Source organism: Psychrobacter sp. H26 (assembly GCF_059073035.1).
Genome location: NZ_JCACRW010000001.1, coordinates 59876 through 74110 on the forward strand (window position 1 = coordinate 59876; position 14235 = coordinate 74110).

Here is a 14235-nt window from a genome sequence, read left to right on the forward strand (position 1 = left end):
AAAGTAGCTATAGCGCCCGGCTCAAAAGTATGTCGCATCATACTTAATTTTGATGACATTATAAGTTGAGCACTCGTTTACTGTCTTTGCTCATGACTACTAAATATCAAAAATCCGATCACTTAAGGTGGTCGGATTTTTTGTTTTACTATTACTTGTTGAAAGCGTTAACAGCAGGGGGGCTTATAAATCTCTGTTAGAGAAGTCATAAATAAAAGGCGTGATTTTAATAATCTAGCACTAGATGCTTGGTAGTAGGCTTTTGTTATCTAATCAGCTCATAATATTCGCTTGTCATCATCCATAATTCTGATTATTCTTAGTTGTGGCCTAATTTTAGCATCAGAAGATGTACTCATAAGAGTAAGGTGACATTAAAACAACTACAGGGAATGTACTATGTTAGGAAAAATGATGTATCAGCCATTGCTGATCAGCGGTCTTATCGAACACGCCGCGCGCTACCATGGCGATACGGCGGTTTTGTCCAAAGAAGTAGATGGTCAGATGACTCATACCAATTGGCAGAGTATTTCGGATAACTCAAAACGACTGGCTAATGCCTTATTTACCCTTGGACTCAAGTCTTCAGAGCGCCTTGCCACACTAGCGTGGAATAACCATCGTCATCTAGAAGCGTGGTACGCCATTTCAGGCAGTGGGATGGTTTGTCATACCATCAATCCACGCTTATTCCCTGAGCAGCTAAGCTACATTATCAATGATGCTGATGATCGTGTGCTTTTCTTTGATGTCACCTTTTTGCCATTAATTATGGCAATTAAAGAAGATATTAAAGGTATTGAACACTTTATTTGTCTAAGTGATCGAGATGATGATGTTGTCGCAAAGCTACCGAATGTATTATTCTTTGACGAATTACTAGCAGATCACTCTCCTGACTTTGAGTGGCCTCAGTTCGATGAGGCTACTGCCAGCTCGTTGTGCTACACCTCAGGTACGACAGGCAACCCTAAAGGGATATTGTATACCCATCGATCGTCTGTACTTCATGCGATGGCGCTGTGTATGCCTGATGTCTCAGCGCTATCTGCTCAAGATGTCTTGCTACCTGTAGTACCTATGTTCCATGTCAATGCGTGGGGCACTCCTTATGCTGCTGCATTAACTGGTTGTTCCTTGATGCTTCCAGGCCCCAATCTTGATGGCGACAGCCTAGTTTCTCTCATTGACGATTATCACGTGACTGTCGCTTTGGGCGTCCCAACAATTTGGCAAAGTCTATTGACCGCTGCTAAAGCCAGAGGAAGTAAGCTAGACAGCATGACACGTACTATCGTTGGTGGCGCTGCCTGTCCACCATCAGTAATCAAAACCTTTAGAGAAGATTTTAACTGCGATGCGGTACATGGCTGGGGTATGACGGAGACCAGTCCACTTGGCGCAATGAATCAAATCAAAGCTAAGCATAAATCACTGAGCAAGGATGAGATTAACGAATTACGTAATTCTCAAGGTCGTCCGCCTTATGGCGTACAGTTACGCCTCATAGATACTGACGAGCCGCTCAAAAGAGTGAAAGAAGATGGCATCTCTCAAGGTCGCCTACAAATCAAAGGTCACTGGATTATCAACGACTACTATACGGAAAACCCTGATGCCATCACGGAAGATGGCTGGTTTGACACTGGTGATATTGCAACCATTGATGCTGATGGCTATATGAATATTCGTGACCGATCAAAAGACTTGATCAAATCTGGTGGGGAGTGGATATCTTCAGTAGAACTTGAAAACATTGCAGTGGCACATCCACAGATAAAAATGGCAGCCGCAATTGCTGCAAAACACAAAAAATGGGGCGAGCGTCCAGTATTGATTGTGGTTAAAGAAGAAAATGTAGAGCTCGACGAGGCACAAGTGCTGAGTTTTTATGAAGACAAGATTGCTAGCTGGCAAATACCTGACAAAGTTATTTTTACAGAAAGTATTTTGCTTAATGGCGCTGGAAAAATGGTGAAAAAAGACTTACGTGACGACTATGGTGATGCACTACTAGAGATGTGATAGTGGTCTCTTATACCATGATATCAGCATAACTTTAAAAGTCTCAAGTATGACATGACATAGGTTTTGCTGAGCGTAGTGGTGCAAGTGAGAATATTTGAAACGCTTTTTGAATATCTTGGCTTGTGCCACGACTCTAGTTATTATGGCAATTGCGCATGGAGTATTGATATATAGAGCTTTTGAATAAAGTTCTATGTAGCAGGACAGTATAGAACGCCAAATACAACAAAGCCCCTGATATCAGGGGCTTTAGCTTTTCTATAAGATAGTATAGGACTATGTAATGGTACCCGGAGCCGGACTTGAACCGGCACGCTATTGCTAGCGAGGGATTTTAAATCCCTTGTGTCTACCAATTTCACCACCCGGGCAAAACTTGTGTTATCTAATATGTAAACCAGTTGATAGACCATCTGGTTACTAGATAAGTGGTCGCTATTATAATCGGTTGGGATAATAATGCAAGCCAAAATTAACGTAAAGTTAATAAATAATTGGAGGCTGGAGTCGGAATCGAACCGGCGTTAACGGAGTTGCAGTCCGCTGCATGACCACTCTGCCATCCAGCCAATCAAGGTGGACTATATTAGCAAAAATATGCCAAATTACAAGTCATTTTTTATGCAAACAAAGGTTATTTTTGATTAATATGTATTTACCCTTTATTTTCAATTGGTTGAGTTGCTATTGATTTAGTTGTGATTAAATAATAAAAGGACAAAGGAGTGTTAAACATCAAACCTTAACCTGATGAGCGATCTCTTTATTATTACCTTTATCTCTTTTAATATTATTTAGCCCTGTGAATAGTAAGTCACTCTATTATTGCGTAAAAACCCAGCCAATCCAAGACCATAGCGTTCAGCGACACGCACGGCTGTACTGGTCGGTGCTGACATGCCAATGAGCCAGGGTATGCGGCTACGAATAGACTTCTGTACCAGTTCAATCGATAGGCGTGAGGTCATGAGTACACAATCAACCGCTACTTTTTGTCGCAGTTGCCAACCGATTAATTTGTCGAGCGCATTGTGGCGTCCCACATCCTCAAACAAGTACAACTGCTCATTGTATATCGTTGCTGCTGCGTGCACAGCGCCTGTTAGCTGATGTGTGTGCTGTGCGGCATCCACTTGCTGACGTAATGCTAATAGATAGTCAAGGCTTGGCACAGCTGCCTGAGTGTCATTGATATTTGCTTGTGAGTAGTGGCTCAAGTCGGGCAATGCCTGTGTCAGGCCAGTGATACCGCACATACCGCAGCCTGTACGCCCTGCTAATTGCCGCTTCTGAGCTTGGATACGTTGATGGCAACGCTGGCTTAAGACCAGCTCTACGACATAGATATCATAGTCTTGAAATTGTTGTAAGCGTTGCTCAAATGATGATGGTTCGAAATTCTCGTCTCTTGAAGCCTGAGCAAACTTTTGGTAGCTATCAATATCCGTAAGATGAGTCACTTCCCAGTCGAGTAACTCATGACTATGCTGGATCAATCCTTCACTAAATAAGAAGCCAACAGCCAAGTACTCTAGTTGGTAAGGGCTGGCCATTAGTACCGCATAATGAATCCCATTAATGATAATTGAAACCGCTGCTTCTACTGCCAAACTGGTGGTCTGAGATTCGATATAAGCTTGAGCAGTATGGTCCTCGCTATTGAGTCCGTCATTATCTGATGAGTAATAATGCTTATGCGCTAAGTGGTTACGAGCAAGCAGCATCTCAGATACTACGTTATCCTCAGATGCTCCAGTCATAGCCACTTTAGTTTCAGCTGTATCATTGATCATAGCAGTAGTGCTAGGCAACTCACTTTGCTCAACGCTATCTTCAGTTATCGTAGTCATTTACGCAGGCTCAGCTATTCGAGCATCTGCATTGACGCGCTCCAAAACAACGGTCGTCGACTTGTACGCTGGAATATGAGAGTCTGGCGCATGTGTGTCTAAATCGAACAGATCATTGCATTCAGGATAGTAAGCGGCAACCGCGTTAGAGGCAATATCCATATCCGTTAATATCAGTGGACCTAGTGTGCGTGATTCAGCTTCACTGTCTTTAACACGTTGGCGAGTCACCATAATATGGTCACCTTTTTGCCAACCTAAGCGGCTTATCTCGTCTGGATGCATAAACAGTACATCGCGGCGATTGGTTTGGCGATAGCGGTCTTTGAACCCAAATATCATGGTATTGAATTGGTCATGACTACGGACACTGGTCAACTGCCAAACCTTTTGCGTCACCTTTTGCATGGTATTATCGTCATCAATGTCTTGCGTATCTTCCATTTGGGCTGCAACGTACGTAATGGGATACTGCGGTACTTCAAACTGCGCTTTGCCGCTCTTGGTATTCCATACACGATGACGCGCCGCATGATACAAATGAAAACCGCGCTCAGAGGTGCGAATGCGATGGTTGAAGTTTTCAAAACCGTTAATAGCTTGGGCAATATAGTCGCGAATAAGGTTAAAATCTTCACTCATCGCAAGCCAAGGAATAGACGAGTCAGCACCGAGCACATGTACCGCTATATCTGCCACAATTTGTGCTTCAGATTTTAAAGTGTCGCTCACGGGTTTTAGCTTGCCTTGAGTTGGAACGATTTGGCACATTGAGTCTTCGATCGTGGCAAACTGCTCACCTTTTGTCGTCGTAATGCGCTCAGTACGACCTAGGCACGGCAAAATTATATTATTTGCACCTGGATATAACATCGTCTCATTAAGCTTAGTGCCGACAAATATATTGAGCTGAGTAGTGGTTAATGCTTGTTCTATAGCGCTCGTATCAGGGGCTGCTACCGCGTAATTACCGCCCATGCCCATAAAGACTTTTAATTGACCCGCAATAAGCGCTTTGGCACCTGTGACGACGTCGTAGCCATGCTCTTGCGGCATAGGGCGCTCAAAGACACGTTCAAGACTGTCCAGTAAGCTTTTGCTCGGGCGCTCGTGGATACCCATGGTGCGATCGCCCTGTACGTTGGAGTGACCACGAACGGGAGAGGCGCCTGCACCATCAATACCGATCATACCCATCAGTAGCAGCAAATTGGTAATCATTGCGACATTGTCATCGCCTTGCACATGCTGGGTGATGCCCATGCCCCAAGTACAAATCGTCGCTGGGCTATCAGCAACCAACTTAGCGAGATTAACAATATCTGTTTGAGTGATACCGCATCCAAGCGTGATATCTTCCCAAGTTTGCGCTGTTAGCCATTGTTTTAGCGGTTCAAAACCTGAGGTATGAGTGGTGATAAAGTCATGGTTGATTCTATCGTTTTCAATCAGCCATCTGGCAATGCCCGTCAATAGCGCGGCATCCCCGCCGATTTGAATCTGAATGACATCATCAACCATGTCAGCACTTTGACCAGCTGCCATATGCGTTGGTTTTTGCGGATTTCTAAATTTATTTAAACCTTGCTCACGCATTGGATTGATTGAGATGATTCGGCACCCTTGCTCATGTGCGTATGCAAGCATCTCCAGCATACGTGGATGGTTGGTCGCTGGGTTTTGCCCAAACATCAATATCAGTTTGGCTTGCTCAAAGTCTTCTAGCATGACCGTCGCTTTACCAATACCTAACTGTTTGCTGAGCATGACCGATGTGGGCTCATGACACATATTGGAGCAATCAGGTAAATTATTGGTACCAAAACAGCGTACAAATAACTGATATAAAAAGGCTGGCTCGTTGGTCACGCGCCCTGATGTGTAAAATAGGGCTTCATCGGGTGAATCAAGCTGTCCTAGTTGTTCAGCGATCAAGCTATAAGCCGTTTCCCAAGGAATAGGGACGTAGCGATCTTGCGCGGTATCATAATAGACAGGCTCTGATAAACGACCACTATGCTCAAGCTCGTAGCCAGACCATCCCTGTAACTCAGTGACGGTATGCTTCGCAAAAAACTCTGCGTCTGCTTTGTGCGTCATGGTCTCACTAGCAATGACCTTGATACCGTTTTCACAAACATCGATGGCTTTATGCGATTTATGATCAGGCCATGCACAGCCTGGACAGTCAAACCCGCCTTGAGGTTGGTTGCTTTTGAGTACGCTAAGACCGCCTCGCAAAAACGTCTGGTAGTCCATCAGTTTTTGAGTGGATGAGATCAGCGCAGGCCAACCAGCAGCAGGGTGGGAATAAATAGGAATTTTGCGCATGACAGACCTCATAGATAGATGACAATAGCGAAGCATAGATAGACAACAACTATATAATGGTCAATAGAAACTTCATATGAGTATTAACTATAGATAACAAAAAACCTTCAAGAAAAATCAATTCTCTTGAAGGTTTCAGGAAGCGTTAAAACAGTTATATCCGTTACTTAAAATTTATAAGTTGAGAAGTTTTAGCTTAAAATTAGACTGTCGTCTTCGACCTTTTCGCCGCGTGTTTGCTCAAACATATCTAGTAGGTCGTGTACGGTCATACCTTTACGAATATCTCCAGACACATCTAAGACCACTTGCCCTTGGTGCAGCATCACGGTGCGTGTTCCATGTGCCAAGGCTTGCTGCATAGAATGCGTCACCATCATGGTGGTGAGTTTGTTGTCGGTGACGATTTTATCTGTCAATTCTAAAACAAAAGCGGCGGTTTTTGGATCGAGGGCTGCTGTATGCTCATCAAGCAATAAAATCTTAGAGGGCTGCAATGATGCCATAAGCAAACTTACGGCTTGACGTTGACCACCAGAGAGCAGTCCCATGCGGTCTGTCAGACGATTCTCTAGACCTAATTTCAATACTGATAACTTTTCTCGGAACAAGTCACGGTTGTCTTGGTTAAGTGCAAACTTCAAACCGCGTTTGCCACCGCGCTTATAAGCCAATGCCATGTTTTCTTCAATGGTCAGAGCTTCACAAGTACCAGCCATCGGATCCTGAAAAACACGTGCAACCCAGTGCGCGCGTTGATGGGCGGATTTTTTGGTAACATCAATGCCATTGAGCAAGATTGAGCCACTATCGACGCGCGTTGTACCGCTTACTGCGTTCAAAAAGGTAGATTTACCTGCACCATTGGTACCAATGACAGTGACGAACTCACCATCAGCGATATTCAAACTGATACCACGTAGGGCAGGGTTTTCGATAGGTGTGCCTGGATTAAAGGTCAGCTGTAAATCGGTGGCTTGCATCATAATCGTTATTCCTTATTGTCTCTTCAAGCATTGCAAGTGCTGTTAATACTTGCTTTAACTGTCATTAGGCGCGAACCTTTCGTGATAAAAACTTCGTTTTCGCTTTTGGCAATACCAAGGCTAGTACCACGAGTAGTGCAGTAATCAAGTTCAAATCCTGCGGACCAAAACCGATACTACGTAAGGTATCGCTCGATAGCGCCACCTGAATGAACAGCTTGTACAATACCGCACCGACCACAACGGCAAAGGTAATCAGCCAAATACGCTTGGCAGGAATGATGGTCTCACCAATGATGACCGCTGCTAGACCGATAACGATGGTACCGATACCAATTGAGATATCTGCACCACCCTGAGTCTGGACAAACAGTGCACCTGCTAGGGCAATCAAACCGTTAGAAATTGCCATACCGATGATGGTCATCCATGAGGTATTGATGCCTTGCGCCTGTGCCATTCTTAAGTTTGAGCCAGTAGCGCGCATCGATAACCCAGTTTCGGTGCTATAAAACCAGTTTAAAAATAACATCGCGAGCGCCACGACGACACCGATAATCAGACAGCGCATCCAATAACCATTGCCATCAGTCACCAAGCTACTAAATACCGTCGTCTCACCAAGCAAGGGTAGGTTTGGCGCACCCATAATACGTAGGTTGACAGAATATAGAGCGACCATCACCAAGATACTGGCGAGCAGTTGCAGAATACCGAGCTTGACGTGCAGCCATGCGGTAACGATACCAGCGACTGAGCCTGCTAACATACCAAAAGCACAGGCGAGCCACGGGTTGATACCAGCGACGATAGAGATACCAGCGACCGCGCCGCCTAACGGAAAACTACCATCAGCGGTCAAGTCAGGAAAGTCGAGTGTACGAAATGAGATCAGCACACCGAGTGCGACTAGGCCGTAAATCAGACCACTTTCAAGCGCACCAAAAAAAGCAATTAAAGACATAAGAGATCAGTAAGTCATAACCCAGTGTCTAGCGTATGGTCAAGATAGGTAAGTGGCAATGGCCAAAACCCTCTACATACTAAACAGCTAAGCGGTGAATTTAACAGATTAAGCAATCTGCGGTTAGGGTAAACCAAAACAGGTCACGATTAACAACGATCATAAGTTACCTTGGTTTAAAGCTCTGATTCAAGCAACAGCAATATTCGACGCGATAAAATGTATTTTACTCAACAAGTACCAGATAAGCCACAAGCTAAATACCGCAATATACGAAACAAGCTCATTGAAATAGGCGCTACTGAAACAAGAAGCCCAGCCTACTGATTCATAGCTGGGTTTCTTGTCTAACATTTAACATCGAAGCATAAGATAGACGATCAGTTAATAAGCGTCATTGCTATCTTATAACGGCCGCTGCTCTGAGCCAAATATAAAAGTGCGTTATTCTACCACTTCTTTTGCTTTATCGATAACCGCTTGTGACAAAGTGATGCCTTCTTCTTCGGCATGTTTTGGGCTGACATATAGATTCAGCGCTTGCGGGGTATAAACAGGGATAGCACCTGCTTTTTCACCGTTTAAGATACGCACGACGATTTTACCCGTTTCACGGCCAAGCTCATAGTAATCTACGCCTAATGCCGCAACTGCACCGCGCTCAACTGAGCTGGTATCCGATGCGATAAGTGGGATTTTGCTTTCTCTTGCGATTTGATAGAGTGACTCGTACGCGGACACCACATTGTTATCAGTCGACGTATAGATCATATCGACCTTGCCTTCAAGACTACGGGCTGCCATCGCAATATCATTACTACGCTGTGCTGGCGCTTCGAGTACATTGATACCTAGCGGCGTTAGTTTCTCTTTTAGGTTCTTTAGGATAATAGTCGAGTTGACCTCGCCTGGGCTATAGACATAACCGACGTTCTTTAACTCTGGAATGATTTGACGCATTAACTCGATTTGTGGCTCATATGGTAGGGCGTCTGATGCGCCTGTGACATTGGTACCAGAACCATCTAGAGTAGGTACAAGCTTGGCCGCCACTGGATCAGTTACCGCAGAAAATACTAGCGGAATGCTGCTAGTAGAAGCGGCAACAGACTGTGCAGATGGCGTGGCGATAGCAACGATAACATCTGGTGCGTCAGCCACGAATTGCTTGGCAATCTGTCCTGCAGTCGCCGTATTACCCTGCGCGCTTTGGAAGTTAACCGTTAGGTTTTCACCGTCTTTGAATCCTGCTTCGTTCAGTTCATCAATGACCCCTTTACGCACATCATCAAGCGCTGGGTGTTCGACGATAGCAGTGATAGCGACTGTCTTCATCGCTACCGTATCACCGCCCACTGCACCATCAATAGTATCTGGATCATCTGTTGGCGACTGATTACAACCCGTCAAGATAGCGGTGCAGACGCCGCCTAATAAGATAGCTTTGCCAAAATTAAAACGACCAAAACGATTTTGAGACAACATGGGTTTTACTCCTAAAATAATAGTGTGTCCATACACTATATAAATAATGAATGTGCTAATGGATAGCTGAATACTTTTTATTTGGTATCAGTATCAACATTGATGGCATTTTTTAGCAAGTCTGCTGGCAAGTTGGCACCTTGTGTTTTAGCGTGCTTAGGACTGACATACAAGGTCAGATCGTTCATGACTTCAGGCTCGATAGTATTGACGGCTTCACCGTTCAATACACGATATACCATTTTGCCTGTGGTACGTCCAAAGTCATAATCATTGACACCAAGAGCAGCTGTGGCGCCGCGTTTCACACTGAATTCATCAGATGCGATAATCGGTAGCTTTAACTCATTTGCCGCTTGCGTCATTGCCTCAAAGGCAGATGCAACGTTATTGTCAAATGAGGTATAAATAATATCTGCACGTCCCTGCAAACTACGTGTTGCCATACCGATATCGGTTGGGCGGTTGGCAGGAATATCTAATAACGACAGACCTCGTGCTGGCAGGGCTTGTTTGAGACTCTCTCGCAATGATACTGAGTTGGCTTCGCCTGGGCTGTAGACATAGCCTATTGTTTTTAGGTCAGGCTTTATCTGCTGCAACAAATCTAACTGCGGCTCTAGCGGGAGCTGACTTGATAATCCTGTCAAATTGCTTTGAAAAGGCTTGCCATCTTCTGTGATGAGCTTGGCGCCCAGTGGGTCTGATACCGCGGTATAGATAATAGGAATCGTGGTGGTCGCCGCTACAATTGACTGAGCAGATGGTGTCGAGATAGCCACGATGGCATCCGGATTGTCTCCTGCAAACTGTTTGGCAATCTGTCCGGCTGTCGCTGTATTACCTTGCGCACTTTGAAAATTAACCGTTAGGTTTTGACCTTCTACATAACCATTATCTGCCAATTCATCAATGATACCGCGGCGCATGTCATCTAACGATGGATGCTCAACAATTTGGGTAATCGCAATGGATTTGGCGGGTTTGTCTGTAGCGCTACTATTTTCAGTTGTCGCTGTAGTATCAGTAGAGGAGTTTGAGCAGCCGATGAGGCTAAGTGTGCTAACGGCACTAAGAGCAACGCCATATAGGCTCAAGCGTAGAGTAGAAGCAATAGTCATTATTAGATTAACTCATAGGTTATATCAATCACAAAAGTCAAATGAGTGCTATCAGAGTGGTCGTGACTACTTGTAGTAGTGCTCAAACCATCTGTCAGGCTCTTTTTTTGATTGTTGAAAAAGGATATTGGAGAATGCAGATTAGTCGAGTCAATGCTACGTCGATAACGAAATAGCCGGCTAACCATTAAATACAGTAATCGTTCCATCGATTATTATGTTTATATTATGACAGCAATGTAAGTTATCGCAATAAAAAATTAAAGCGCATTCGTCATAGGCGTAACAGGTAAACACGTTGACGAGCAGCGTAAAGGCTTATTTTAGAGAGGTCATCATAAAGTAATACCTTTTGACTGAACTTTATACTCAAAAAAATGATAATAAAAAACTTACATGCGCGCAACCTATCTATCACGTACCCGCTTCATTGTTAATGTAAGCTCATTTTAATACGGTAATGCTAATGCGCTAGTGTATACAACATTCAAATCATCATTGTAATGAAATAATAGATATGTGATGCGCTCTACTGCTTACCTACTAATTTTTCAAATAACTATTTTAAGGATGACATGATGAATATCGCTAATCTCAAGCTATTAACTATCGCTGGTATTACGGCCACTTCTTTAGTTTGCCTACCTGCTATGGCAAAAGACAATAACGGTAATGGTAATGCCAAAGGTAAGCATACTTATAGCAGTAAAGATTATAAACAAAACGGTAATGCCCAGCCCAATATTAACGCTTATCGTAATGCGAGCCCAAACGCTTCGTTCAAGCGTGATCTTGATAAGTACGGTTATAGAGTAGTCGGCAAGATTGATAGAAGAGATTATGATCGTTCTGTCATTTTAGATCGTTATGATGATCGCTACGTTCGTATCCGTACGCCAGATAATAACATTGTGACCGTAATCAATGACACGTTGCAGATCATAGATATTTTAAGTAGATAAGATTTCAAGTAGATAGTATCTTACATAGATAACAACGAGCTCTAGTCTTTTAAGTCAGCCATAAAAAAACGGTCTAAATAGACCGTTTTTTTGTTCTTTATTTTTCGTTCTTTAATGATTACTTACATCATTAGTGAAGCCAACGTTTTTATGCGAGGACATCACCAATGACACAGTTATCAGGTAGCGTAACGACCGTTAGCTGGGTTTTTGGATTACCCGTTGATAGCACCATGCCCTCTGAGATGCCAAATTTCATTTTACGCGGGGCAAGATTGGTGACGCAGATGACTTTCTTACCCGTCAACTGCTCAGGCTCATAGAACTTACGAATACCGCTAAACACGTTGCGTGGTTTGTCTTCACCAACATCAAGCGTGAACTGGAGTAGCTTATCTGCGCCTTCTACATGACTGCACTCTAAGACGTGTGCTACTTTCATCTCGACTTTGGCGAAGTCTTCGATGCCAATGTAGTCCGTTTGCTCAGCATCAGCATCTGTTGCAGATGCTTTATCTTTTGCAGCAGACTTGCTACTTTCAGTTGCGGCAGGTGAATCGGCTTGAGTCAGTGATGCTTTGGAGTCTTCTACCATGGCTTCGATATCTTTTTCTTCAATACGTTGCATTAATGGTTTGAACTTATTGATTTTATGACCTAGTAACCACTCATTACGACTGGCAAAGCTCAAATCATCAAGGTTTAGAAAGTCTTTGGCATTGCTGGTCAGCTCAGGCAATACAGGCGCCAGATAGACCATCAATTGACGGAAGATATTGATAGCAACCGAGCAAACGTCTTGAACTTCTTGTTCAGTACCTTCCTGCTTCGCTAGCGACCATGGTTTCTTGGCATCGATATATTCGTTAGCCTTGTCTGCACATTGCATGATGAGACGCATGGCACGTGAGAACTCACGATTCTCATAAGCCGCCGCAATTTCATCGCCTGTTTTGGTTATGTCTTCTAACAGTGCTGACTCGACGCAAACCTCTGACAGCATTCCATCGTATTTTTTAACCAAGAACCCAGCGCTACGACTGGCGATATTGACGACTTTACCCACCAAGTCAGAGTTGACCTTTTGCATAAAGTCTTCTAGATCGAGATTGATGTCTTCCACTTTGTCAGACAATTTACTAGCGAAATAATAACGCAGATATTCAGGATGCAAGTGCTCAGCGTAAGTTTCGGCTTTGATGAAAGTACCGCGTGACTTACTCATTTTTTCGCCATTGACCATTAAGAAGCCATGGGCGAAGACACCAGTCGGTGTACGCAATTCGCTACCCGCTAGCATCGCTGGCCAAAACAGCGCATGGAAGTAAACAATGTCTTTACCGATGAAGTGATAGACCTCGGTCTTGTGCTCGTTTTCTTGTGCCCAGTAGCGGTCAAAATCAAGCGCTTGATCGGTGCCTGCACGCTTATCACATAGGTTTTTGAAGCTTGCCATGTAGCCAACTGGCGCATCTAGCCATACATAAAAGTATTTGTCTGGCTCATCACTTGGCGTATCTGGAATTTGAAAACCAAAATAGGGTGCATCGCGAGAGATGTCCCAGCTGGCAAGTCCAGCGTCAAACCATTCTTGTAGTTTGTTAGCGACTGAGGTTTGCAAGCGATTATCACTGCGAGTCCAGTCCTGTAAGAACTGCTCAAACTCAGGCAAATCAAAGAAATAATGTTTAGAGGTTTTGAGAACAGGCGTTGCATCAGATAAGGTTGAGTAAGGCTCTTTTAGCTCAGTAGCATCATAAGTCGTACCGCAGACTTCGCAGTTATCGCCATACTGATCTGCTGAGTCGCACTCAGGGCAGATGCCTTTGACAAAGCGATCGGCTAAAAACAATTGCTTTTCAGGGTCAAACAGCTGCTCGACATCTTTGGTACTGATATGACCTGCATCGTTTAGACGACGATAAATCAGCTCAGAGAATTCTTTGTTTTCGTCTGAGTGAGTGGTGTGATAGTTGTCAAAATCGATTAGAAACTTTGAAAAGTCTGCTTCGTGTGAGGCTTTAACTGAGGCAATTTGCGCCTCGGCCGTCACGCCATTGGCTTCTGCTTTGAGCATGATTGCCGTACCATGTGCATCATCTGCGCAGACATAGGTGACCTGATGACCTTGCGCTTTCATCGCGCGTACCCAAATGTCAGTCTGAATATATTCTACAAGATGCCCCAAATGGATATAGCCATTGGCGTAGGGCAGCGCACTGGTTACTAGAATCTCACGCACTTTTGTCACCTATACTTTTATATAAACGGATTGGTTATCGAACATCTCAAGTGTTTCATCACTTATCGATGCGATGTTATTCATACTAAAAACTTCTAAAAATAGTAAAAATTAAAAAAGTGCGCCTATGATACCGTAATTCAGATAATTTTGTGATATTCCTTAGTAATTACTTCTCATTTGCCAGCTATTTACGAGTTATAGATAGTCGGTTTTTACTGCATTTATAGACGGTAGGCTGCCACAAAAAACCCACCAAGCAT

General features: G+C 43.9%; 9 protein-coding genes and 2 tRNA genes. 2 read left to right on the forward strand and 9 right to left on the reverse strand.

What is annotated here, in order from left to right; genetic code table 11:
• Positions 1–399: 399 nt before the first annotated feature.
• Positions 400–2028, forward strand: coding sequence for a long-chain fatty acid--CoA ligase (locus AC5JPT_RS00260; protein WP_493856636.1), 1629 nt, complete (start codon positions 400–402; stop codon positions 2026–2028).
• 287 nt (positions 2029–2315) lie between these two features.
• Here the strand turns inward: AC5JPT_RS00260 and AC5JPT_RS00265 are convergent.
• The 8 genes from AC5JPT_RS00265 to AC5JPT_RS00300 all read right to left on the reverse strand — a co-directional run bounded on the left by AC5JPT_RS00265 (position 2316) and on the right by AC5JPT_RS00300 (position 10768).
• Positions 2316–2402: transfer RNA gene (locus AC5JPT_RS00265), tRNA-Leu, on the reverse strand.
• A gap of 124 nt (positions 2403–2526) precedes the next feature.
• Positions 2527–2600 (reverse strand) — tRNA-Cys (locus tag AC5JPT_RS00270).
• 225 nt (positions 2601–2825) lie between these two features.
• Entirely contained in the window at positions 2826–3824 is a 999-nt protein-coding gene (gene fdhD / locus AC5JPT_RS00275) for a formate dehydrogenase accessory sulfurtransferase FdhD (protein WP_493858399.1), read from the reverse strand.
• Positions 3825–3881: 57 nt separating this feature from the next.
• Positions 3882–6212, reverse strand: coding sequence for an FdhF/YdeP family oxidoreductase (locus AC5JPT_RS00280; RefSeq protein ID WP_493856637.1), 2331 nt, complete (start codon positions 6210–6212; stop codon positions 3882–3884).
• Between the two features lie 191 nt (positions 6213–6403).
• Complete coding sequence (locus tag AC5JPT_RS00285; RefSeq protein ID WP_443524455.1) at positions 6404–7198, reverse strand: ABC transporter ATP-binding protein; 795 nt, start codon at positions 7196–7198, stop codon at positions 6404–6406.
• A 64-nt stretch (positions 7199–7262) separates the two neighbouring features.
• Positions 7263–8162 carry an ABC transporter permease gene (locus AC5JPT_RS00290; protein ID WP_443524453.1) on the reverse strand — a complete coding sequence of 300 codons (900 nt, stop codon included), beginning with the start codon at positions 8160–8162 and terminating at the stop codon, positions 7263–7265.
• 444 nt (positions 8163–8606) lie between these two features.
• On the reverse strand, positions 8607–9647 hold the full coding sequence (locus AC5JPT_RS00295) for an ABC transporter substrate-binding protein (protein WP_443524451.1): 1041 nt from the start codon (positions 9645–9647) through the stop codon (positions 8607–8609).
• A gap of 77 nt (positions 9648–9724) precedes the next feature.
• Positions 9725–10768 carry an ABC transporter substrate-binding protein gene (locus AC5JPT_RS00300; protein ID WP_493853351.1) on the reverse strand — a complete coding sequence of 348 codons (1044 nt, stop codon included), beginning with the start codon at positions 10766–10768 and terminating at the stop codon, positions 9725–9727.
• Positions 10769–11343: 575 nt separating this feature from the next.
• On the opposite strand from AC5JPT_RS00300, the gene AC5JPT_RS00305 reads away from it, so the two are divergent.
• Positions 11344–11730: a hypothetical protein gene (locus AC5JPT_RS00305; RefSeq protein WP_493856638.1), complete on the forward strand. Its 387-nt coding sequence runs from the start codon at positions 11344–11346 to the stop codon at positions 11728–11730.
• Positions 11731–11878: 148 nt separating this feature from the next.
• On the opposite strand, the gene metG is transcribed toward AC5JPT_RS00305, so the two are convergent.
• Positions 11879–13972 (reverse strand): methionine--tRNA ligase, encoded by a 2094-nt coding sequence (metG, locus tag AC5JPT_RS00310; protein WP_493856639.1) that lies wholly within the window; start codon positions 13970–13972, stop codon positions 11879–11881.
• Positions 13973–14235 lie beyond the last annotated feature (263 nt).